We start from the raw sequence: 22,962 nt of genomic DNA on the forward strand, positions 1-22,962 counted from the left end.
TAACAACATGGAAACATATAAATTTAAAACAAACATCAAATGTGGTAATTGTATAGCAACAGTAACCCCCTTCCTTAATGGAATCGCGGAAGTGGACGATTGGGCAGTTGACACAAAGAATCCTGATAAAACACTAACCATAAAAAGCAGCACAGCGGTTGATACCGCTAAGGTTATTGCCGAGCTAAACAAGGCGGGCTACCAGGCTGAAACAACTTTATAAGCGATCATGATCTTACACATCAAAAATATGGTTTGTGACCGATGTATCATGGTTGTTCGACAGCAACTTGAACAACTGGGATTTGAGGTTCTGAACATTTCACTTGGCCAGGTTCAAATTGAGCCGGAGCCAAGTGAAAAACAATTGCTGGATATAGGCGCGTCGCTTGATCTTTTAGGCTTTGAACTTATCGATAGCGAGAAAGACAAGCTTGTTGCTCAAATACGAAACATCATCATTGAAATTGTGCACCATAATAGTGACGGAGCTGAAATCAACATGAACTATTCGGCGCTACTCAGCGAGCGACTTCACAAAGATTATAGCTACCTGAGTCGTTTATTCTCTGAGCATGAAAACAGAACAATTGAAAAGTTTATCATCCAGCAAAAAATTGAAAAGGTAAAAGAACTCCTGGAGTATGGTGAACTGAACATGAATGAAATTGCACTGCAAATGGGCTATAGCAGTAGCGCACACTTATCCACACAATTTAAGAATGTGACAGGTATGTCTCCCAGCACTTACAAACAGGAACGCAAAGTAGAGCGTCAGGCGCTGGATAAAATTTAGAAATCAAAGATATCACCTAAGAATGACTTCTTTTTATATCCATGACGTTTCTCATAATCGCTGTCCCTACCGCCCCGCTGATACTTGTCGTAATCTTTGTCATAGTTCTCCTTTTTAGAATAATGATCCGCAGAACGATCAATGATCTTTTCTAGTTCTCCACGGTCGAGCCAAATGCCTCGACAGTTCGGACAATAATCGATCTCTATACCGGTTTTCTCGCTCATTAACAAAGTTTCATTACAGGAAGGGCATTTCATAGGCTTGTATCTTATGTTTCCTAAATAACTAAAAATTCTTGGATTTATTGTCTATAAACAAACCTTTGCCAGTTTTTTTCAGCGATTAAGCTGGCAGTTTAAAGCTGAACGAAGTCTGTTCATCTGTGGAATCTACGCTCAGTATACCACCATGGGCAATTGCAATTTGCGAGGCGATATAAAGTCCAAGACCTAGCCCCTGCTGATCCTTTTTTACCTTTCCTCGGGAAAAAGGCTGGAAGAGTTGTTTAAGCGCGGCATCGGGGATTTTCGATCCACGGTTGGTAACGGACAGCATAAACGATCCCTCTCTGCTATCAGCCAGAACATCTATCGGAGCAGTTTTATCACCGTGTGTCAGGGCATTCCCCAGAAGATTGGAGAATAGCTGTGAGATGCGTCTGGCGTCACAATTTACAGGAGTTTTCAGGTGTGCCTCAAAGTTTATCTGACATTCAGGCCAGCTGGTCTGTAGTTCGGTGATCACCTGATTTAATGGATCTTCAAGGTACTCCATTTGCATTTCTAAAGTAATGCCCTCTCCGAGCCTTCCTCGGGCAAAGTCAAGCACATTTTCAATCAGACCATTAATCCGATAGGAGCTGTTTTTAACAATCCTGGCGAGCTTGGTTAATCTATCATCCAGCGGCATCTTTAGCATGAGCTGTGCGCTGCTGGTTATTGCGCCAAGGGGATTCCTTAAATCATGGCCCAGAATCGCAATGAATTGATCTCGCAATTCGGCGATCTTTCTTTCCTCGGCAAGCTCTTTCTGCGAGGTATCGACCTGTTGGGCGGCACTTAAGTAGAAGGATATCAAGTCTGCATAGAGGCTGAACATTTCAAATACCTGCGTTTTGTCTAACTGTGCAGGTTTAGGATCTATGGCACAAAGAGTGCCGAAGAAAGCGCCGTCTTTCCGGTAAATGGGTATGGAAACGTAACTTTCAAATCCATACATCTTCGGCGTATGATGGTTGCAAAACTCCGCGTCCTGCGAAACATGATTAATGATAATGGCCTTATCATTCTGCCGGATCTCATTGCAGATTGTCGTTTCAAGTACCAGTTGTCCTCCAGGTTGCAGACCGAAATTGATCTTATCGTTCACACTACAGGCAATCCATTGCTCTGAGGTCACCCGCGCCACAGCAGCAAAGCCCATACCGGTGCTTTTACAAATTACTTCAAGAATGTTGGGAATTGCAGGGATATTCTGCACGGCATTGATATCTGCGAGGAGGTCTGGCCGGAGGTTGTTCATATTTCAACTTATTTCCCACAAATATAAGGTATGTGGTTAAATGCGAATATAATATCTCAGTTACGTAAAGGAAGTAGGTGGTTTAAGAACGCTAAAACACCAAAAGCCACCAACTTGGCGGCTCTTGGTGTCGGCTTATTTTATTGCTTGATTTTAGCGGCGAAACCGCCGTTTCTTACCATTTTGATATGGATGGTTTCACCCGCTTTTACAGGACGCTCCTGTTTTCTGTAGTCCATTGCTTGTCGGCCGGCATTGATGCCGTCCTCAAACGAAATCATGTTAAAGGTTTGGTTTGCTTTCAGAAAGTCAAGTTTAAGGTCAAACTCGCGTGTAGCTTGCTGGTTATTGGTCATACCCCCGATATACCACTGCGCTCCTTTTCGTTTGGCTACAATGGCATATTGCCCTGCTGCTGCTGCGAGTACACGAGTTTCATCCCAGGTCACCGGCACGTCCGTAATAAAGCTGGTACAATCTGCATTTTTGTAATATAAGGTTGGGTTATCTGCCAACATCTGCAATCCACTTTCGAAGATCACAAACAGGGCCATCTGATAAGCCCGTGTGCCGATGCTTGCGGCGTTTGGCCTTTTTGCGCTGTAAACTTCAGGCTGCATGCTCAGCATGGCACCAGGCGTATAATCCATTGGTCCAACGGCATTGCGCATAAACGGGAAATATACACTATTGTCAGGTTTGGCCCCACCCATCTGTTCCATGCCCCTTACGCCCTCATAGGAAAGTACGTTTGGGTACTTGTATTCCAGCCCTGCGGGTTTGAAGGACCCGTGGAAGTCCACAAACAGCTTATGTTTCGCCGCTTCTTTGGCCACCCGTTCATAATAATTTACCATCCACTGATCGCTGCGATCCATAAAGTCTATCTTCAGCCCTTTTACCCCCCAATCGCTGAAGGTCTTAAATAGATCAAAGTTGTTTTCAACCGTAAGCCAGGTCAGCCATAAAATGATGCCTACATTCTTTTGTTTACCATAGGCTAATAATTCCTGCAGATCCACCTCCGGATTAGGTTCAAAAGGATTTTTGGTATCCTTAGCCCAACCTTCATCCATAATGATGTATTTGATGCCATACTTTGCTGCAAAATCAATGTAGTACTTGTAGGTTGCCAGATTATACCCCGAGACAAAGTTGACGTCCGGCCCGTAAGGCGAGGCATCATTCCACCACTCCCAGCTTACCTGTCCGGGCTCGATCCAGGCTGGGTCTTTGATCAGGCTTGCTGCGGCAAGCTTATTCGTCATGGTATTGGTAATGAGCTGTCCATCGTTCTCCGTAACAACCATATAGCGCCAGGGAAAACTTCTTGTACCAGTTGTTCTGGCAATGTAATCTGCTTCCTTCAAGATCTTCTGACTGCGGTCTCCCTCCGCTTCAACTTCAAGCGGCACCTTCGGAAAGGTTGACTGCATGCCGTTGTGGCCAGTGCCTTTCAGAAACATCGCAGGATAATCTTCCAGATCGGATTCTGATATTAGAACCTTATGCTTGTTTCGGGTATCAATAAGCACGGGTAAAGTTGACATCTTGTCTGTTGCTTTCCATTCGGTTGATGTGAGGTGGGTGTAGGATTCTTCGTACGCAGTTTTAAATCCGCTTGCTTGCTGTAAATGCAACTGATAAGCTGCAGGGAATTGCACCGACAGTTCCTCGTCCATGACTTCAACCATGCCTTTTTTCCTGGTAATGAACCGGTAAGCGATCCCTTCATCATAGGCGCGGAATTCTACAGAATAGTCGTTCGCAAAATCTAATCTAAGCAGATTATACTGATCACTTATGGTAGAGGATTTCAGGGGCACTACAGGTCTCAAGGCCTTCTTCACCGAAGTGGTACTTTGCTTCCGGAGCTTTGGTTTAACGCCCAAGGTTGTACCTTTTAACTGGAGTGCTATCCTGGCTGCAGAAATCAATGGCTTACCGGCATAAGATACCGAATAAGAAATGTCGTTTGTAAGTTCAATATCTGCACTGAGCTTACCATTCGGGGATTTGAGCTCAAGTTTTTGAGCAGCCGACAGCTTACAGACGAGCATCAGCATCGTAAATAGGAAGGGTTTCATTCTTTTGTTATTCATAGTTGTTGTTTAAATATACTCAATTGATTAAGACCAAACACTCGCTACCAACCAGGATTTTGTACAAGAAGGCTGTTTTTTAGGATCTCATCATTTGGAATTGGCCAGAGATAATCACGTTGTCTGAAGGTTCGGTCAGCGACCGTGGTGAGCTGATAGAAAGCCGATCCATCAGCATACATGTTCATCCCTCGGACTGGCTCATTGTCAGTTTCCATCGCAATTTTCCACCTATGGCAATCGAAGTAACGCACACTTTCAAAGGATAGTTCTACCTGACGCTCTCTGCGGATGATACTGCGCATAATAGACTGGTCTGTGGATACCGGGATCTGTCCTGATGCATTTCCGTAGGCAGGCACTCCGGCACGTTTTCTGATCAGATTCAGATAAGTAAGGATGTTCGGATTTCCAGGTTCATATTCATTCAGCGCTTCCGCATAGTCCAGATAAATTTGCCCAAGCCGAAGCAACATGGATCCACGGGAGTTTGCATTGTTAGTTACGTCCTTACGAACTGTATAACCCGTAGGTGAAATGTCTGATGAACTTTGACTTCTGCCGGAGTTTCCTGAAAATTCCATGTTTGTAACTACCTCGCGATTGTTACTGCCTTGGTACAACCAGTAGCTATTGTTATAAGTAATGCCAACGTAGAACCGTGGCTCCCGGTTAGCCCATTGTGCAAAGGTACTGCGGGCTTTGATATCAAACGGAGCTTTAAATTCTACAAAACCAGCTTGTTGGTAACCCGAGCCGGGCACGTCAATCGCAAGCCCATTGCCCATAAAATATGCATCAACCATCTTTTGAGTCGCCCCAAGTGCACCAAAACCCTGAACCTCAGTCGTGTAACCTTTATGCAGCGGCGTCTTATCGTGCCAGCTATACACGCCAGAATTTGAGCGCCCGAAAATCCACTCTTTGTTCCAGTTCAGTAAGGAAATATCTCTGCATGAAAGATATGCAGCAATAAAGGGATCACCATTCTGAACAGAATATAGATCATAAGTACTGGGTACGAATTCATCTATAAAGGCCTTTGCAGCATCAGCTGCAAGCTTCCATTTATTCGGTTCGTAAGTTTGACTGATCAAAGGAATACCAGCTTTGTTTACCAGTGAAGCCATGTCCGTATTGCCATTAAACAATGGGCTCGCAGCTAGCAGCAATGCCTGTTCTTTATAGGCCTTCACAATGCCTTTTGTCATTCGTCCATATTCATCATTGATGGGTTGCAATGGCAAATCCGCATATGCGGCATCCAGTTCCGTTACCACAAAATTTACGCATTCCTCAAAGGTATTGCGCTCCACAAGCAAGTCAGACAAAGGTGCGTCCGGACTTGTCACTTTATTGATCAGCGGAACGGGCCCGTACATCCTAATTAACCAGAAGTAATACAAAGCTCGAAGAGCCTTGGCCTCGGCCTTGTACCTTGTCTTCAAAGCATCATTCACCTCTACCGGGTTAGCAGCATCTATTTTGTCGATGAAATCTGTTGCACTCCGTATGGATTTATAATAATCTGTCCAGAAATCTGAAACAGGGCCATCAGTCGATGCCCAGGTACTCTGATTCATATTCCTAGAATAATTGAAATCCCAGTTATACATCGCTTCATCCGAAGAAGCAATCCAAGGCCCGGAGTGGTCACTGTTGATGTAGCGTTGCATCAACTCGTTGGGTATATTGGAATAAATGCTGGCAAGATACTCATCGACATACTTCTTTGAAGTAAAGATATCGTCCATGGTCAACCGATCATCTGGCACCTGATCCAGGTATTTTTTACAGGATGGGGAGACAGTCACGCCGATGACCATCAAAATCATTACTAATATTTTTTTCATACTAAATGTAAATTTTAGATAAGCTCAAATCACAATAATTAAAAGTTCGCCTGAACACCGAGTGATAGGGTTCTGGTGTTCGGATACGAAGCACCATTGCCGGTGTTTAACTCCGGATCCCAAAGCTTAAACTTACTCCAATAGAGGACGTTCACGCCTTGCGCATAGATCCTTGCTGTTTTTACGCCGATACTCTTCAGAGTTCCGGAGGCCAGGTTATACCCGAAGTCCAATGTTTTCAACCTTAAGAAATCTACATCCTTGATCCACCAACTGCTGGTTGCAGCATTATTCCGGTTAGCTGAATTACCGAACGCTAAGCGCGGATACAGCGGGCTCTGCAGCGGATTTGCTTCTGTCCAGCGGTCTGTCGCTGCTGCGAACAAGTTGCTGCGCTCACCACCATTGCTGTTGTTGAATGGAATTATGCCATCACCTGTGAGGAGGCGCTGTGCCCCGGCTGTGCCCTGAAAGAATGCACCAAAGTAAAACCCTTTGTAGGAAACATTAAATCCCAGCCCATACACCCAGTTGGGAACATCACCATTGCCAATCTTAGTGATGTCGTTGGCATCTACTTTACCGTCTCCGTTTAAATCCTTATACCTGATATCTCCTACACGCTGTGTGCCTAGTACCGCCTGGCTCGCGTGATTATCAATTTCCTCCTGAGATTGAAACAAACCATCCGCTACATAACCAAAAGTTGCCAGGTAGTTCTTGCCTCGTCTCTCCATGTATGGGAAAGGCTGTACTGGATCATCATTCTCAATAACTTTGTCTTTGTTGTATGAAAATGTACCGTTTAAGGTCCAGCTGGTTTGGCCAATCTGAAAAGGTGCAAGATCAACGGTTCCGTCGAAGCCACGGTTTTCAATCACACCCAAGTTTCCGTAAGGATAATTTTGTAGGCCCAGATAATTTGGTAAACTTCTCCTTTGCAGGAATACCCCTTTGCGGTGCTCTTTAAAGTAATCTACTGTAATGGAAAGCTTAGATTTCAAGGTTTTAAACTCCAATCCAAGATCCTGCTTGTGTGACTCTGACCATACCACGTTCGCGCCATAGTCCTGAACAATCACACCGGCGTAATTTGTATTGTTCTGGCCATTACCGAAGTTATAGCCATAATCGCCGTTTTCATTGATGATCGTAAGATACCCGAAGCGGCGTCCGCCACTTCCGGAACCTACCCAGCCGTTTGAATAGCGTAGTTTGAAAAAGGGCAGTACACCAGTGAGGGGTTTAAAGAACGATTCATTAGATACTACCCAGCCAATACCCAGCGAGGGGAAAAAGCCATATCGCTCCTCAGGCGCAAAATTTTCCGAGCCGTTGTAGCCAAAATTGAACTCACCAAAATACTTCTCTTTCCAGGAATAAGTTGATCTTCCCGCTATTCCCTGTGTTCTAATCGGTAATGAAGAGGTAAGATCACCTGCGAAAGCAGTTGTATTGCTGGTTTGATTATAAAGCAACATTCCACTAACATTATGCTCCCCAAAAGCTCGATCATAGCTAATAGCACCTTCAACATAGTATTTTCTGTCACCACTATTCGAGCGAGTATAATTGAGTTGGTCCGAACCATTTGCAAGCACAACAGTTCTAAGGTTTCCATCCTCATCATACGGGTCGCCCTTATCTATGCCGTAAAGTGTCCTGTTTCTGGTCCTGCCAATAGTATGTGCGTTCCAGGTATCAAATGAGAATAAAGCTCGTGCAGAGAGCCCTTTCAGCACAAACCCAAGATCCTGATTGATGGCTGCATTGGAATATAGCTGGCTTTGAAAAGTATTGGTATAACCGGTCTGGGTTATTTGGGCATAAGGATTCGGCTGATAGTCGCGGGATGAATTAATTCCTGGAACAAGGTTCCCAGGTAACATCACCGGGTACAATACCGGATTGGTCTGCATGATGCTGTTGAATGCGGTCTGCGGCCCCACACCTGGCATATTGGTGTTGGTAATATAGCCTTGTATGCCCAGGGAGAACTTGGTGGTTTTGGTCCAGTTCATGTCGACATTTGACGTGAAGTTATACCTCCTGAAACGGGCATCGGCCTTGTAACGCTGAAGGTTGTCCGTTTCCAGCAAACTGGTTTCATCGTAATATGCCAACGAGGAATAATATTGTGTGCTTTCAGAACCACCACGCGCGCTAAAATTGAAGCGTCTATTTACCGACTGATCTTTGAAAATCGTGTTCATCCAGTCTACGTTAGGATATAGGTTCGGATCTACTCCGTTTAGGGTGTTGGCAATGTATTCAGCTGAATAATCCGGCTGTGAACCAGAAGCGATCAACGCTTCATTACGCAACGTCATATATTGCTCAGCATTTGCCAGTTCCGGTGTTTTCGTAAAAGAAACAAAGCCTTGATTGTAGTTGAATGACAGGGATGTCGCTCCTGTGCGGCCTTTTTTAGTAGTAATCAAAATCACGCCATTTGCACCCAGCGCACCGTAAACGGCTGTAGCAGAAGCATCTTTTAACACAGTAAAAGATGCGATATCCTCTGGATCAAAGGCATTAAGGTTCCTGCCTTGCACGCCGTCTACAATGATTAATGGACCGGCGGCGTTTAAAGAATTAAAGGTTGAAATACCGCGAATCCAAACATCTGCAGTATTACTTCCTGGTAAACCTGTACGTTGTACACCCACTACGCCAGCAATCCGCCCAGCTAAAGAGGCGCTAAGGTTTGCGACCGGCGACTTTAGGTTTTCAACATTAACGGATGACTGTGCACCCACCAAGCTCACCTTCTTTTGCTGACCATATCCGACAATTGCAACTTCGTTCAAGCTGTTGTCAGCAGCCTTTAGTACAACATTAAAATCTATTATGTTGTTAATTTTAAGTAAATGATCCAAGTAACCTACATAACTTATCCGAATTGAATCGCCTCGGCTGGCAAGCACGCTGAATTTACCATCACTATTCGTCACTGCGGTTGCACTCGTTTGTAGGTTTTTGACACTTACTCCGGGAAGGGGGAGATTTAATTCGTCTTTGACGGTACCGGTGATCTTGATTTGACCTTCCTGAGCCCGACCGGCATTTGCTGCTATGAAAAGCATCAGGAATAAAAATGCGGTCTTGAAATTTCTTTTTTTAGTAGTTGACTTGTCTGGAACAGGAGCGCTACACTTCATGGCTTTTAGTTAGAATTTTAAACATCTTGTTGATTGGTTAAGTATTTAATTGACTGTAGCTGATAAAATTATGGGGATACTGTATCGATTTTGTTAATGAAAACTTAACGGATTGTTAATAGGATCAAACAGTTGCTGGATTTCAGTAATTTTAGGCGATGACTGATTTGAAAAAGCACCAGATTGTTGCTTTGCTAAGCTTTATTACACTTGTGGCAGTATTATTCTACCTGACATACAACACCTATGTACTGGAAGACCAGCAATACCGCTCATATGAGAAGACATTCCTGTCTGAAGAATTCAAGGAATTAACCAGCCACGAAAACATATATCCTGGAGGGTATAAGATTGTAAGTACGCATTTGGAGAAAAACATGCGCGATTTAGAGCGCCAATATCAGAAACATCATTCGCTACGCAATCCATTTACCGACTCCGTATTGAAGAGTTTGTTCTTCCAACTACAAACGCATAGTCCAATGGATTCCATTTTCAAGGCTGTGAAAAAGAAATATCAGCTCCATGACAATCTTGAATATCTACTCATAATCAACGGCATCAAACTTCGATTTGGCCCGGGAGTGGTCACAACCTTATATGACCCTAAAGCTGAATACCCCTTTCTTGACGATCAAAGGCAATTAGATTTAGGCTATATGTTAGATGGAGCCCTGGCAAGCCCTTTACCTCAGAATAGATGTTTTAGCATTTCTCTGGGTTCCTCCCTGCAGTACTCCTATGATTTAAGCTTCGCGATTTATGTCGATAGTAATAATCGGCAGCTTGAAATTTTAAAGGCAGCCTCGCCTATTCTGCTGCTTACGCTCTTTGCGCTTTCAGCAGTAATTTTTATCTATTATGTCACTTTTAAAAACTGGATCCAACAGAAAAAGCTAACGGAAATGAAGTCCGATTTCATTAACAGCATTACCCATGAATTTCATACACCAATCGCTACCATCATGGTGGCAAATAAGAGTTTGGAGAATGAGCGGGTACTTGCCAATAAAACCAGCGTTAAAGAACTTACTGAAGTAATCTCCCGCCAGTCTAAGCGTCTTGAAATGCTCTTTGGACAAGTACTTGACATCACCAAAATCGACAGTATGACCATTGAAAAAGAAAAAACCGATGTCGTGGTACTACTTAAGGAGGTTCTCCAGAGTTATAAGTTGAAAGTTTCTCAGGAACAGGCCAATATCAAACTGTTGGATATCACTGAAGAAGCACAGGTGGTATGCTTGAATGAGTTCTGGTTTACCACCATGTTGTTTAACATATTTGACAATGCAATAAAATACAACGATAAAGCTGAAAAAACAATCTATATTCAACTGACTAAAAACCACGGTGGTCTCCAGCTCATGATTGCCGACAATGGCATCGGAATGGAAAAATCGGCAGTAAACAATATCTTCGATAAGTTTTACCGAGCAAACAAAAAAGAAATGATGCATGTAAGCGGGCTCGGGTTAGGACTCTATTATGCGCAACAATGTATTCGTATTCATAACTGGAAAATGCTTGTAAATAGCCAGGTTGGCACCGGAAGTGAATTTATAATATTTATCCCTGATGAATTCAGAACAGAAGACTAAACTCTTATACATCGAGGATGAAGTCGATCTAGGCAACGTCACCCGGAGATACCTTGAACTCATGAATTTCGAGGTAGAATGGTGTACAACGGCGAAAAAGGCCTTAGAGCTATACAACACTGCGCCCCTGGCTTATCAGTTAATGATTATTGATATTCAATTACCCGACATGGATGGCTTTGAACTTGCAGAAAAATGCATCCCCATAAACGAGGATGCCTATTTTCTTTTTTTAACTGCCCGCAAAGAGAAGTCAGACCGGCTAAAAGGATTACAAATTGGTGCTATGGACTATATTACGAAGCCATTCGACGTGGACGAGCTTGTTTTACGTATTCAGAATATCGTACGCCGCCAACAGCAGCATTCCAGGCAAAAGATGGAAAGAACGCTGTCTAACGCTCATGTTCGTATTGGAGATATGCTCTTGAACAAAGATCTACTCACTTTATCCATAAAAGAAGCAAACTCAATACAACTAACACAAAGAGAAGCCGAACTTCTAGAGTACCTGAATAATCACCAGAACATGATTATAAAAAGATCAGATATTCTGATGCAGGTTTGGGGAGAAAATGACTATTTCCGTGGCCGCAGTTTGGATGTCTTTATTTCTAGATTAAGAAAGCTGCTTCGTTCCTCCCGCGGTGTGAGGATTGAAAACGTCTACGGAATAGGCTTTATCTTTTCGGTGAAAGCTTAATGCTGCCAAGGAAGGTAGATCTGGCAAAGGAGAAGTTGTACCCGGAAGCAGATTCGAACTGCCACGCCTTTTCAAGCGCCACCCCCTCAAGATGGTGCGTCTACCAATTTCGCCACCCGGGTATATGGCCGCAAATATAAATCTTTGTACGGGTTTTCAAAATTCTTTCTACGGCTAAACGCTGCGCACCTAAAAATGTCTGTATTTATACGCAATCACTTGACAATTTCTCAGTGATGAACTATTTTACACAATATTCTCTAATTTTGCCACTGCTAAATATAAACCATGAACGATGCTCTTGATTCTCCAGTATGTCTTAGAAACAATGTAAAGGTACTCGGAAAAGGTTCCCGGGTACTCATGTTTGGACATGGATTTGGATGCGACCAGAACACCTGGAGATTAATCACCCCTGCTTTCGAAGCGGAATACAAGATTGTGCTCTTCGACTACGTTGGTGCAGGACATTCAGACCTTAGTGCCTACGATGACAAACGTTACAGCAGCCTTGAAGGCTACGCTACAGACGTATTGGAGATCTGTGAAGCCTTAAATCTCCAAAATGTGGTCTTTATTGGCCATTCGGTGAGTAGTATGATTGGTTTGCTCGCCGTTAATATGGCTCCGGAGAAGTTTAGCAAACTCGTATTTATCGGTCCTTCACCAAGATACTTAAACGATGTAAACTATCCGGGAGGCTTAGAACGCGACGAACTTGAAGAGCTGCTCGACATCATGGACAGTAACTACCTCGGCTGGTCCAGTACCATAGCAGGCCATATCATGGGCAACCCGGACCGCCCGGAGCTTGCCGACGGCCTGGCAACCAGCTTCTGCAGCACAAATCCGGAGATCGCTAAAAAGTTCGCCAGAGTAACCTTCCTCTCCGATAATCGTCAAGATCTTCCAAACCTGAAAGTACCGAGCCTTACCATACAATGCCGGGAAGATTTCTTAACCAATGATGATATTGCCAGCTATATTCAAAAGATTACCCCTGGGAACCAGATTACCTTCCTGGAGTCCAGTGGGCACTGCCCACACTTAAGTGATCCAGATAGCGTGATTCGTGCATTAAAATCATTTCTTCAAAGCTCCTAAGCTTAAATCAGTACCATGACCCATTTTGACAACTTTGTTAACCCAGAATTTATCTTTAATGAAGCGCCAATAGGGTTCATCTCCTTTGAACCAAGTGGCAACATTGTTAAAGGGAATGGTACATTTTACAGCTGGTTTCAGAAAACAGAAGCAGAACTATCTTCTGAAAACTTCTTCAAACTCTTGACCAAGGGAAGCGCGCTGTACTTTCAAATGGTAATCACCCCATTATTGAACCTCCGAAGTTATAGCAACGAAATCAACCTGACTTTTATCTCAAATGAAGAAAATTTTGATGCGCTATTCAATGGCAAAGCGTATAAGGATGAACAAGGAAAGATAATCCTGATCAATGCTTACCTGTTAAAGATCATTGATCGCAAAAAATACGAAGCAGAGTTGTTGCTGGCTAAACGCATGGCCGAAGAAAGCCTGAACTCTGCTAAAAAAATCATTGATGACAATAATGAGCAGTTCCTTAAAATTGCCATGAACCAGTCGCATATGATAAGGAGGCCCTTAGCAAATATGCTAGGCCTCCTTGCCATTCTTAAAGACATTAAAATGCCCGACGAGGGCGAAAACCTCATCAAGTTACTCGAATTAAGTGCGGAGGAGTTAGACACCCTCATTAAAGAAGTGGTAAAACAAACCCGCACGCCTGAATAACCTACCAAAAGGCAGAATACAGGGCTACAATTAAAGCAAAGATAATTAATGAACCAACCGCAAAAGAGGTAGAGACTTTAAACATCTTAGCATCAATCTCCAGACCCTTCGTTACTACGCCTTTTTTGTGCTCGTAAATACTTATCAGGTACATGCCCAGGATACACAACGCGAACACAATGGCCATCCTGTCCATAAAAGGGATCTCATAAACACCACTTGCATTCGCTACTGCCCAACCGATGCTGTACAACGGGGATAGGTCCATCCATCCCGGTAAAAACTTGAGCACTACGGAGAAGATAAACCCACCTATGGTCGCAAATAAAGCGGCATTGGATGTGGTCTTCTTCCAGAAGAAACCTAGAATAAACATCGCGAAAATACCCGGAGACACGAATCCGGTGTACTCTTGTATGTATTGGAATCCTTGTTTCCCCTCTCCCATCAACGCGTCACCAACGATCAATGAAAGTACAACCGCCAGCAGCATCGAAACCACCACAGCAACTTTGCCGACATTCACAAGGTTACGCTCAGAAGCAGCTTTATTGAAGGCCTTTTGATAAATATCCAATGTAAAAATAGTTGCAATACTGTTTGCCTTGCCTGCCAGGGAAGCCACAATTGCAGCGGTAAGGGCGGCGAAAGACAAACCTTTAAGACCAACTGGCAGCAAGCCCAACAGGGCCGGGTACGCTTTATTAGGATCCTGAACCCCCGACGCGGTTAGCAGGTTTTCACCACTAATGCCCCCCAGGTCTTCTTTAACAATGTAGTAAACTGCGATACCAGGGATAACAACAATAACCGGCATCAGCATTTTTAGAAATGCCGCAAACAAAAGTCCCGAACGTGCAACAGGCAACGAAGCACCTAAAGCACGCTGGGTGATATACTGATTACAGCCCCAATAGCTGAGATTCGCAATCCACATACCGCCAATAAGCACGCTTAAACCAGGCAGGTCCATATAGTTCGGGTTGTCTTTGTCAAAGATCAAATGGAAGTGTTCTGAAGCGCCATCGGTCAGCATTGCAAATCCTTTGGTAATGCCCTGATTATCGGAGATCAGGTTTAAAGCCAGGTAAGTTGCTACCAAACCACCAAGGATCAGGAAAAACACCTGGATCACATCTGTATAGCCAATAACTTTCATCCCTCCCAGCGTAATGAAGATCGCGAAGACGGCTAAGGCCAAGATACATAAGGTGATGTTCAGGCCAGAAATCCCACTCACCGCGAGTGCACCCAGGTACAAGATTGACATCAGGTTCACTACAATGTACAACATCAGCCAGAAAACCGCCATGATCATGGCCACCTTTTCATTATACCGCTGACTTAAAAACTGCGGCATGGTGAAGATCTTGTTCTTCAGATAAACTGGCATAAAGAAAATGGCTACAATAATCAGCGTTGCTGCTGCCATCCACTCATACGCAGAAATTGCCAGCCCCAGCTTAAATCCGGAGCCACTCATCCCGATCATCTGCTCGGCCGAGATGTTAGATGCGATCAAGGAAGCCCCTATCGCCCACCAGGTTAGTGAACCTTCCGCTAGAAAATAGTCTTTGGAATCTTTAGACGCTGATTTCTTTTTGTAGTAGATCCAGAAGCCATAACTGGAAACGATCAGAAAGTAAATGAGAAATACGATATAATCGTATGTATGTAATCCGCTCATCAATTTAGGAGTATATATTTGAAAATTTGAATATAGCAGGTTTTTTCAAAAATACTTTTAAATTCGATGTACAATTTGGGCAACAAAATATCCGTCAAGAAATCAGACAATATCTTCCTGATCCGGTGGTTTAATGATCATGCGTAACGATTGATCACGGGAAAGATAAGCTACCGTCCAATTCCAGAAGGTCCGTGCACGATTGCGGTACGTGATCAAAGACATCAAGTGAATAAACAGCCAGACCAGCCATGCGACCAAACCATTCATATGTATCTTCGGCCTCGGCAAATCTACAACAGCTTTTGCACTGCCAATGATCGCCATGGAGCCCTGATCCTTGTACCTGAACCCTTCCGGACTCTTCCCGGTAGCCATATTCTTAAAGTTCTTTGCCAGCAGCTTTCCTTGTTGTATTGCCGCCTGCGCAACCTGCGGATGGCCATTCGGAAATTCCGGGTCGGAGAGCATCAGCGCAGTATCCCCAATCGCATAGATATTTTCCGAACCAATCACCTTGTTATATTCATCCACGAGCAATCTTTTTCCACGTCCATACCAGCTCGCCGGTATACCATCAAAGATCTTTGCCGTCACACCCGCAGCCCAGATAAGGTTTTTCGACTGAATTTGCATACCGTCCGATAAGGTCACCGTATCGCCGTCAAAATCATTTACATGGGTGCTCATAATCAGCTTTACCCCTAACCTGGTAAGTACCTCCATCGTGTCGGTCTGCGACTTTTCGCTCATTGGCGATAGTACGGATTTCCCGCCATCCACCAAATAGACCAGTCCGTTACTGCCGATAAGCTCAGGATAATCTTTGCGAAGTATCCCTTTCTTCATCTCGGCAAACATCCCCGAAATCTCCACCCCGGTTGGTCCACCACCTGCAATAACCATGGTCAGCAATCTGTTCGCCTCCTGTGGATTCTTGCATATAGAAGCCTGCTCCATACGCATCAACAGTACATTCCGCATGGCGATCGCATCACTCAACGTCTTCATTGGGATTGCGTGCTTCTTGATATTTTCATTCCCAAAGAAGTTGGTTTCCGCTCCGGTCGCAAAAACCAGGTAGTCATAACTCAGTTCGCCATTGTCTAAAACTATTTTATTTTCCTCAGGCAGCACCTGCTTTAACCTTCCAAGCCTAAAAAACAGGTTCTTTTTACCTGCAAACAGCTTGCGAAAAGGATAACTTATACTGGAGGGCTCCAGAAATGCCGTAGCCACCTGATAAACAAGTGGAGGAAAAAAATTATAATTGTTCTTGTCTACTAACGTTACTTTGAAGTTGGGATGCCGGCCTAAACTTTTTGCCAGATTTATGCCAGCAAACCCGCCACCAACTACCACTATATGTTTCTGCATAATTTAATTCTGATTATAATTAAACATTGTTAAAGGTAGATAGTTTACATTTCAGACAATAAGCAAAGCCGGTTCCATGAAAAGCAAAAATCCTCTTATCCCTTTTTTACTCTTTCTCCTGATATTCTTCTTCCTAAACACCTACACATTATCCGGCTTACAATTCTTCAGCGGAAATCCCCTGCTGCCCCTTCTCTTCTGGACATTTGTACTGCTGCTCTGCGCTTCCTTAATTATCGCATTCAGGAGGATTCCCAGGCGAGGTATGGATGGCTTCTTCAAGATCATTTCACATGCCTTTTTAATCCTGCTGGTGAGTGAGTTCATCTTTGTACTTTCACTTGCTCCAGGAGATATTTACCGGCTGATCCTGCATCAACCGCGAAATTACGCCTGGGTGGTGTTCGCTTCAGCCATGCTCGCGCTCAGCATACTAACTTTCATATATGGTATGGTACGTGGGAAATATGCCTATCGGGTAATCCGGCATGTACTGGAGTTTGAAGATCTCCCGGAAGCATTTGACGGTTTCACCATTACACAGATCTCAGATGTGCATGCCGGAAGTTTCCGAAACCGTAAGGCCGTAAGTAGAGGCATTGACCTGATCAACAAACAACAAGCTGATCTTTTTGTATTTACAGGTGATCTGGTGAACAACAAGGCTTCGGAAATTGTACCCTGGGTAGACTTGTTTTCAACGATCAGAGCACCCTATGGTCAATTTTCAGTACTTGGTAACCATGACTATGGCGACTATGTAAAGTGGGAAACAGAAGCGAATAAACGCGCGAACCTGGAACAGTTGAAGTCATTGCACAAACAGATGGGCTATCGCTTACTGCTGGATGAACATGTGGTCATTGAGAAAGGCGGTCAACGAATTATCCTTGCCGGCGTAGAAAACTGGGGATTGGGCTTCGGCCAGCGGGGCGACCTGAAAAAAGCACTGCAGGGCACACAACCAGATGATTTCAAGATCCTTTTATCGCATGATCCGACGCATTGGGAATCCGAAATAAAAGTTTTACCAGCGAAGATACACCTCACTTTAGCAGGCCATACCCACGGTATGCAGTTCGGACTAGAGGCCTTTGGCATCAAGTGGAGCCCGGTGAAATATCGCTATGCGCATTGGGCAGGTATCAAGGAAGAAAATGGACGCTACTTGAACATCAACCGGGGATTTGGCTTTCTTGGCTTTTCCGGACGTGTTGGAATCTGGCCTGAAATTACGGTGATTGAACTCCGGAAAAAACCCTAACTGCTACGCTTTTCCTCCAGCAACAAGTCTAATGCGTGTTGCATGGTGCCTGCACGAACAAGTTTACCAGAGTTCACGAAAAAGATCTCATCCGCATTTTCAATGGTATTCAGTCGATGCGCAATGATGACCACGGTTGTTTCCTTCGACAGGTTACTTAATATCGCCCCTAGCAGTTGCTCGGTGATGGTATCGATGTTTGCAGTAGCTTCATCCAGAATCAGTAACTGTGGATGTCTTAGTACCGCACGCATAAAGGCGATCAACTGCTTTTGCCCCAGGCTGATGTTGTCTGAGCCAGAAGTAACCGCAGTTTCCAAGCCTTCATCGAAAAGGTTCAACAAGGTCTCTAGTCCAGATTGCTTGATCACCTCCTCCAAAGCAGCATTATCAAAATCCTTGTATTTTGGATTGCCGTAAAGAATGTTGTCCCGGACAGAGCCCGTAAACAAAAATGGTTCTTGTAAAATAAACCCGATCTGGCTGGTCCGTTCCGCTGCTGAATAGGTACGGATATCACGGCCATTCAGTAAAACTGTGCCTTGTGTAGGATCGTACAACCTGGCAATTAAAGAAGCGGTAGTCGTCTTCCCCCCACCTGTGGGGCCGATAAGCGCATAAGTCTTGCCCTTTTCCAGCTTAAAGTTAATGTCGTGCAAAATTTCCTTTCCCGACTCATAACCAAAGTGAACATGTTTAAATTCCATGAGGCTGCTTTCCGCAGCAGCTGTTCCCTGGGGTAAGACGGCAAGATCATTTTCCAGGTTTAAAATGGCGGAGATACGATCCCATCCAGCCATGGCCACTTGGAAGTTTGCCCACAATGCAGCCAACTGCCGCAGCGGATTGTAGAAGTTCGTCGCATAGGAGAAATAACTGACCAACAGTCCTACCGTGAATTCACCATTGCTGATCAGGTAAATGCCATAGGCGAGTACCACAAGCTGTGCCATACCGGAAAACAGGCCATAAACCGGTACAAACACGTTATTGGCCAGGCCCGCCCCAATCGCAGACTTGTAGTTATCCTGATTAGCCTCGTCAAACTTTTTCCTGAAGTAATCGCGGCGGTTGAAGGCAATGATCACTTTGAAATTGTTCAGGCTTTCCTGAATCTCTGCACTCAGCCCACCGACACTCTTCAAATTTTTAGCATTTTTTCTTCTAACCCAGGGCGACACAATGCCTGTAAAAACCAAGATTAGCACTGCAGGTCCTAATGCTGCAGCCCCTAGCCGGGTATTAATCGAAAGCAGAAAAGCCCCGGCACCGATCATGGTCACCATGCTCCCTAAAAACTGCATGAGCGATTGAGAGAAAAACTGATTGATCTTGTCTGTATCATTATTCACCCTGGAGATCAGATCACCAGCTTTGTTCTGGTTAAAGAATGCGACCGGGAGCTCCTGGATCTTGTTGAAAATTGCATTTCGAAGGGTGTATAACATGCGCTGTGCCACACCTCCCATTAACTTAGACTGGAAGTATCCCGTAACAAGCGCTGTCAGGTACATCCCCAGTAGCAATCCCGAATAACGGAGTACCCCCTCGAAGTCTTTGGTACGCACATAATGATCGATGGTATAACCGATGATCAAAGGACCGACCAGCAACAACCCGGAATTAACGAGTATGGTGACCAGCGCAAGAATTAAGGTCTTATGCTCTGCGGAGATAAGTTGTAATAGTTTCCTCAGGGCAGCAACTGTAGAGCCTTTCGCCGGTTTGTTGTTGTCCTGATTAAGATTGTAATTCATAATTACTTGTACTCTGTTGTGAAGTATGGATCTGGACGTATTCAGGACTGCTCTTCAATAGCTCCTTGTGGGTTCCTTGTGCAATAATCTCCCCCTGCATCATCACAATGACCTTATCATAGTTTTCTACAGAAGCCACTTTTTGGGTCACAGACAACAAGGTAAGTCCGGGATAGTTCCTGGCGATATTATCCAGGATCTTCTTTTCCGTCAAGGTATCCACCCTCGCCGTAAAATCGTCCAGCAGCAATATCCTGGGGTTGATCGCCAAAGCCCGTGCAAGCATAATACGCTGCTTTTGCCCGCCGGAGAGGCTTGAACCTCTTTCAGAAACGATGGTATCGAGCTTTTGCGGCAGGGCATCTATGAAGTCCTGCAACTCTGCAGTTTCTATCGCGAGCTTCAATGACTCATCGGTTACGGTGTCGCTAAAGGCTATATTTTCCCGAAGGCTCATATTGAAGATGATACTGTCCTGGAAAACAAAACCTACCTGACGGTAAAATTCTTCCTGGTTGTAGTTTGCTAGTTCATTGTTGTCGAACAATATCCTGCCGGAGCCAGGCTTGATCAAACCTGTCAGGAGATATAGTAATTGACTTTTGCCCGCAGCGGTAGGTCCTATTATGGCCGTTCTAGACCCCGCTGGAAGCAGAAAGCTGATATGCTCAAGTGCTGGCTTTTGCCCGAAATACAAACTAATATCCTGCATTTCTACGGTGCCGAGCATATCGCCGCTAATTGTACCCTGCAGAGGTTCCTCTACACTGTTCAAAACCGCTTCTATCCTACCATAAGATGCGGTTGCCTGAGCGATAACATTGCTCATAAAGCCAATAACCAAGATTGGAAAGATAAGGATGGCCAGATAACTGTTGAATGCGGCAAATTCTCCGAGGCTCATTGAACCGTTAATTACAAAGTGGCCGCCCAGAACAAGTATGGTTAAGCCAGCAAGATTGGCTACAAAGATGATCAATGGAATAAGCCAGGCAAAGAGTGCCAGAATGGAGAGGGAGATATCGCGTGCCCGGGCATTCGCCTCTACAAATTTATAAGCCTCCAGCTGCTGGGAATTGATGACCCGGATAATTGCCGAGCCCAGAATACTCTCATTAATTACTTTATTCAGCCAGTCAATAACTTCCCTGCTCTGCTTGAATAACACCTTGACCTTACGCAAAACCAGGTAAAATGTAATGCCGATCACTGGAATGATCGTAACGATGGCAAGCCCTAGTTTCCAGTTAATCGACAGCAATAACGCACTTGCCCCAATAATCAGAAAGGCAGAGGAAACCATTGAAACGATGGCCTGTGAAACAAACAACTTAATAGAATCTACATCAGCCGTGAGGTTTGTCAGCAACTTAGAAGGATTGGTTCTTAAAACAAATGCATGGCTTTGCCGGGAAATTTGATCCGAAAGCCGCGTCCTAAGATCCCGCGCCACACGCTCAGAAGCATACGTCTGAACGATGCTTTGTGCATAGGTAAAAACAAAGATCAGGACAATAGCCAACAGGAACAACAATAGTGTACGTTCCATATCAAATGTTCCTGAGGTATAGGTATCTATGCCCTGGGAAATCAGCGTTGGTAAAAGCAGGTTCACCCCGTTGCTGATCAACGCGAACAGCACCAGGCATATAATCAGGTTTCTATAAGGCCCTAAGAGGCTAAAAATATTTGGCTTTTTAACCACTGTCGATTTCTCCATTTGGTCCGTATGCTTTCGTGGTATGATGACCAAAAATACACGAATATTTAACAATAAAAAGAAGATTACGGGAACTAAAGGACCCGGAAGAGCGTGTTTAAACAACAGTTTTATATATTAGTGACCGAAACCAAATATAATTGCATGCGTAAACCCTATATTGTTGGAATTGACATCGGTACAGGCAGCACCAAAGCTGTTTCCATGGATTTGGAAGGAAATGTATTGAATGTGTCACAATGTGGATATCCCACCCTAAACCCCGAACCAGGCTATAGTGAACAAAATCCGGAAGACATCTGGGAAGGTTTTAGGGGCTGTATCAAAGACACCATGCAAAAAATGGGCTATGCACCTGAAGCATTCAGCTTAAGTAGTGCCATGCATAGCTTCATACCGGTAGATCAAAATGGAGGGGCGCTGCACAACATGATCACCTGGGCTGATGCCAGAAGTGAAGCGCTGGCGGAAATACTTCGTGAAAGTGCGGAAGCGGAGTTCATTTATAATACCTCCGGAACCCCGATCCATGCCATGTCTCCCTTGAGTAAACTGCTCTGGCTAAAAGGCAGCAACAAGGATCTCTTCGAGCAAAGCCATAAATTTATCTCCATCAAAGAATACATTTGGTTTAAGCTCTTTCGCACCTTCGAAATAGATTATGGTATTGCTTCTGCAACCGGGCTGTTTGATATCATCAAACTGCAATGGAGTCCGGAGATCATGGAGATTGCAAGCATTACAGCCGATAGGCTTTCCACTCCGGTAAACACCAGTTTCTCCAGAAAAATCGACGATCCTGAAGTCTTAAGCAGCCTTGGGCTGGATAAGGGAATTTCCGTAGTGATAGGTTCCAGTGATGGCTGCTGCGCCAACCTGGGCAGCGCCGTGACGGACGATTACAAAGCTGCTTTGACTATAGGCACCAGTGCAGCCGTCCGCGTTACGGCAAATGCACCGGTATACAATTTCAAAGCAATGACCTTTAACTACCTGCTCGACGAGCAAACCTATGTCTGCGGTGGTCCGCTGAACAATGGAGGTGTTGCAGTTGATTGGGCAATAGAGAAATTTCTGAATAAAGTAGAACCAGACGAAGCGGATTATGAATACTTTTTCAAACAGATAGAGGCGACAGCGGCAGGTTCGGGCGGACTGATCTTTGTCCCCTACCTCACCGGGGAAAGGGCACCAATCTGGGACACTGCCGTAACCGCGAATTTTGTGGGTCTGCAACTGCACCACGGTCAGCAGCACTTTTTCAGGGCTGTACTCGAAGGTGTTTGCATGGCTATCAATGAGGTACTTCTTGCGGTTGAACAGGCCACCATGCCGATCAAACAACTTAATATCAGCGGCGGCTTTCTCAATGCGCCCGTGTGGATGCAGGTACTGGCCAATGTAACCGGCAAAAAGCTGGTTGTGGTTCAGGCCGACGATGCCTCCGCTATTGGCGCAATCATACTGGCGGCCCGGGTGCTACATCCAGATTCGGAACTGGAGGAGAAGCTCTCCCAGGAAACACAAACCATCATGCCCGACTACAGCCAGCATGAGGTGTACAAGAAACTTCAGCCTGTTTACGGCAGGCTTTACGACGACCTGAAAACAGTTATGCATACCCTTAAAAGCTTAGCCCTCTAA

17 protein-coding genes and 1 tRNA gene are annotated in these 22,962 nt (G+C 44.6%); 8 read left to right on the forward strand and 10 right to left on the reverse strand.

Going from position 1 to position 22,962, the window contains the following annotated elements; genetic code table 11:
• Positions 1-7: 7 nt before the first annotated feature.
• Together ACTHQF_RS09625 and ACTHQF_RS09630 are read left to right on the forward strand one after the other, a co-directional pair.
• A complete protein-coding gene (locus tag ACTHQF_RS09625) occupies positions 8-223 on the forward strand; it encodes a heavy-metal-associated domain-containing protein (protein WP_440429961.1) in 216 nt (71 codons plus the stop codon).
• Positions 224-229: 6 nt separating this feature from the next.
• Positions 230-796, forward strand: a complete 567-nt coding sequence (locus ACTHQF_RS09630) for a helix-turn-helix domain-containing protein (protein ID WP_440429963.1) — start codon at positions 230-232, stop codon at positions 794-796.
• On the opposite strand, the gene ACTHQF_RS09635 is transcribed toward ACTHQF_RS09630, so the two are convergent.
• The 5 genes from ACTHQF_RS09635 to ACTHQF_RS09655 all read right to left on the reverse strand — a co-directional run bounded on the left by ACTHQF_RS09635 (position 793) and on the right by ACTHQF_RS09655 (position 9,436).
• Complete coding sequence (locus ACTHQF_RS09635) at positions 793-1,056, reverse strand: zf-TFIIB domain-containing protein (RefSeq protein WP_440429964.1); 264 nt, start codon at positions 1,054-1,056, stop codon at positions 793-795. The genes ACTHQF_RS09630 and ACTHQF_RS09635 overlap by 4 nt on opposite strands.
• An 85-nt stretch (positions 1,057-1,141) precedes the next feature.
• Positions 1,142-2,320: a GAF domain-containing sensor histidine kinase gene (locus tag ACTHQF_RS09640; protein WP_440429965.1), complete on the reverse strand. Its 1,179-nt coding sequence runs from the start codon at positions 2,318-2,320 to the stop codon at positions 1,142-1,144.
• A 140-nt stretch (positions 2,321-2,460) separates the two neighbouring features.
• Complete coding sequence (locus tag ACTHQF_RS09645; RefSeq protein WP_440429966.1) at positions 2,461-4,422, reverse strand: glycoside hydrolase family 97 protein; 1,962 nt, start codon at positions 4,420-4,422, stop codon at positions 2,461-2,463.
• A gap of 44 nt (positions 4,423-4,466) precedes the next feature.
• Positions 4,467-6,275, reverse strand: coding sequence for a RagB/SusD family nutrient uptake outer membrane protein (locus ACTHQF_RS09650; protein WP_440429967.1), 1,809 nt, complete (start codon positions 6,273-6,275; stop codon positions 4,467-4,469).
• Between the two features lie 38 nt (positions 6,276-6,313).
• Positions 6,314-9,436, reverse strand: coding sequence for a SusC/RagA family TonB-linked outer membrane protein (locus ACTHQF_RS09655; protein ID WP_440429968.1), 3,123 nt, complete (start codon positions 9,434-9,436; stop codon positions 6,314-6,316).
• Between the two features lie 158 nt (positions 9,437-9,594).
• Here ACTHQF_RS09655 and ACTHQF_RS09660 point away from each other — a divergent pair, with 158 nt between their 5' ends.
• Together ACTHQF_RS09660 and ACTHQF_RS09665 are read left to right on the forward strand one after the other, a co-directional pair.
• The gene (locus ACTHQF_RS09660) at positions 9,595-11,037 is read left to right on the forward strand and encodes a sensor histidine kinase (protein WP_440429970.1); all 1,443 of its coding nucleotides are present in this window, start codon (positions 9,595-9,597) and stop codon (positions 11,035-11,037) included.
• Complete coding sequence (locus ACTHQF_RS09665; protein WP_440429971.1) at positions 11,015-11,740, forward strand: response regulator transcription factor; 726 nt, start codon at positions 11,015-11,017, stop codon at positions 11,738-11,740. The genes ACTHQF_RS09660 and ACTHQF_RS09665 overlap by 23 nt, the downstream gene beginning before the upstream one ends.
• A gap of 38 nt (positions 11,741-11,778) precedes the next feature.
• On the opposite strand, the gene ACTHQF_RS09670 is transcribed toward ACTHQF_RS09665, so the two are convergent.
• Positions 11,779-11,862, reverse strand: a tRNA-Leu gene (locus ACTHQF_RS09670).
• 166 nt (positions 11,863-12,028) lie between these two features.
• Here ACTHQF_RS09670 and ACTHQF_RS09675 point away from each other — a divergent pair.
• Positions 12,029-12,844 (forward strand): alpha/beta fold hydrolase, encoded by an 816-nt coding sequence (locus tag ACTHQF_RS09675; RefSeq protein WP_440429972.1) that lies wholly within the window; start codon positions 12,029-12,031, stop codon positions 12,842-12,844.
• Positions 12,845-12,859: 15 nt separating this feature from the next.
• Positions 12,860-13,513: a hypothetical protein gene (locus ACTHQF_RS09680; RefSeq protein WP_440429973.1), complete on the forward strand. Its 654-nt coding sequence runs from the start codon at positions 12,860-12,862 to the stop codon at positions 13,511-13,513.
• Position 13,514: 1 nt separating this feature from the next.
• On the opposite strand, the gene ACTHQF_RS09685 is transcribed toward ACTHQF_RS09680, so the two are convergent.
• Positions 13,515-15,200 carry a sodium:solute symporter family transporter gene (locus ACTHQF_RS09685; protein WP_440429974.1) on the reverse strand — a complete coding sequence of 562 codons (1,686 nt, stop codon included), beginning with the start codon at positions 15,198-15,200 and terminating at the stop codon, positions 13,515-13,517.
• 102 nt (positions 15,201-15,302) lie between these two features.
• On the reverse strand, positions 15,303-16,577 hold the full coding sequence (locus ACTHQF_RS09690) for an NAD(P)/FAD-dependent oxidoreductase (protein WP_440429975.1): 1,275 nt from the start codon (positions 16,575-16,577) through the stop codon (positions 15,303-15,305).
• A 76-nt stretch (positions 16,578-16,653) separates the two neighbouring features.
• Between ACTHQF_RS09690 and ACTHQF_RS09695 the strand changes: the two genes are divergently transcribed.
• Positions 16,654-17,841, forward strand: coding sequence for a metallophosphoesterase (locus tag ACTHQF_RS09695; RefSeq protein ID WP_440429976.1), 1,188 nt, complete (start codon positions 16,654-16,656; stop codon positions 17,839-17,841).
• On the opposite strand, the gene ACTHQF_RS09700 is transcribed toward ACTHQF_RS09695, so the two are convergent.
• Entirely contained in the window at positions 17,838-19,598 is a 1,761-nt protein-coding gene (locus ACTHQF_RS09700; RefSeq protein ID WP_440429977.1) for an ABC transporter ATP-binding protein, read from the reverse strand. The two genes, ACTHQF_RS09695 and ACTHQF_RS09700, sit on opposite strands and share 4 nt — an antisense overlap.
• Positions 19,582-21,318 (reverse strand): ABC transporter ATP-binding protein, encoded by a 1,737-nt coding sequence (locus ACTHQF_RS09705; RefSeq protein WP_440429979.1) that lies wholly within the window; start codon positions 21,316-21,318, stop codon positions 19,582-19,584. Before ACTHQF_RS09705 ends, ACTHQF_RS09700 begins: the two co-directional genes overlap by 17 nt.
• A gap of 144 nt (positions 21,319-21,462) precedes the next feature.
• Between ACTHQF_RS09705 and ACTHQF_RS09710 the strand changes: the two genes are divergently transcribed.
• A complete protein-coding gene (locus tag ACTHQF_RS09710) occupies positions 21,463-22,962 on the forward strand; it encodes a gluconokinase (RefSeq protein WP_440429980.1) in 1,500 nt (499 codons plus the stop codon).

The organism is Pedobacter sp. SAFR-022, from assembly GCF_051965375.1.
Taxonomy (GTDB): Bacteria; Bacteroidota; Bacteroidia; order Sphingobacteriales; family Sphingobacteriaceae; genus Pedobacter.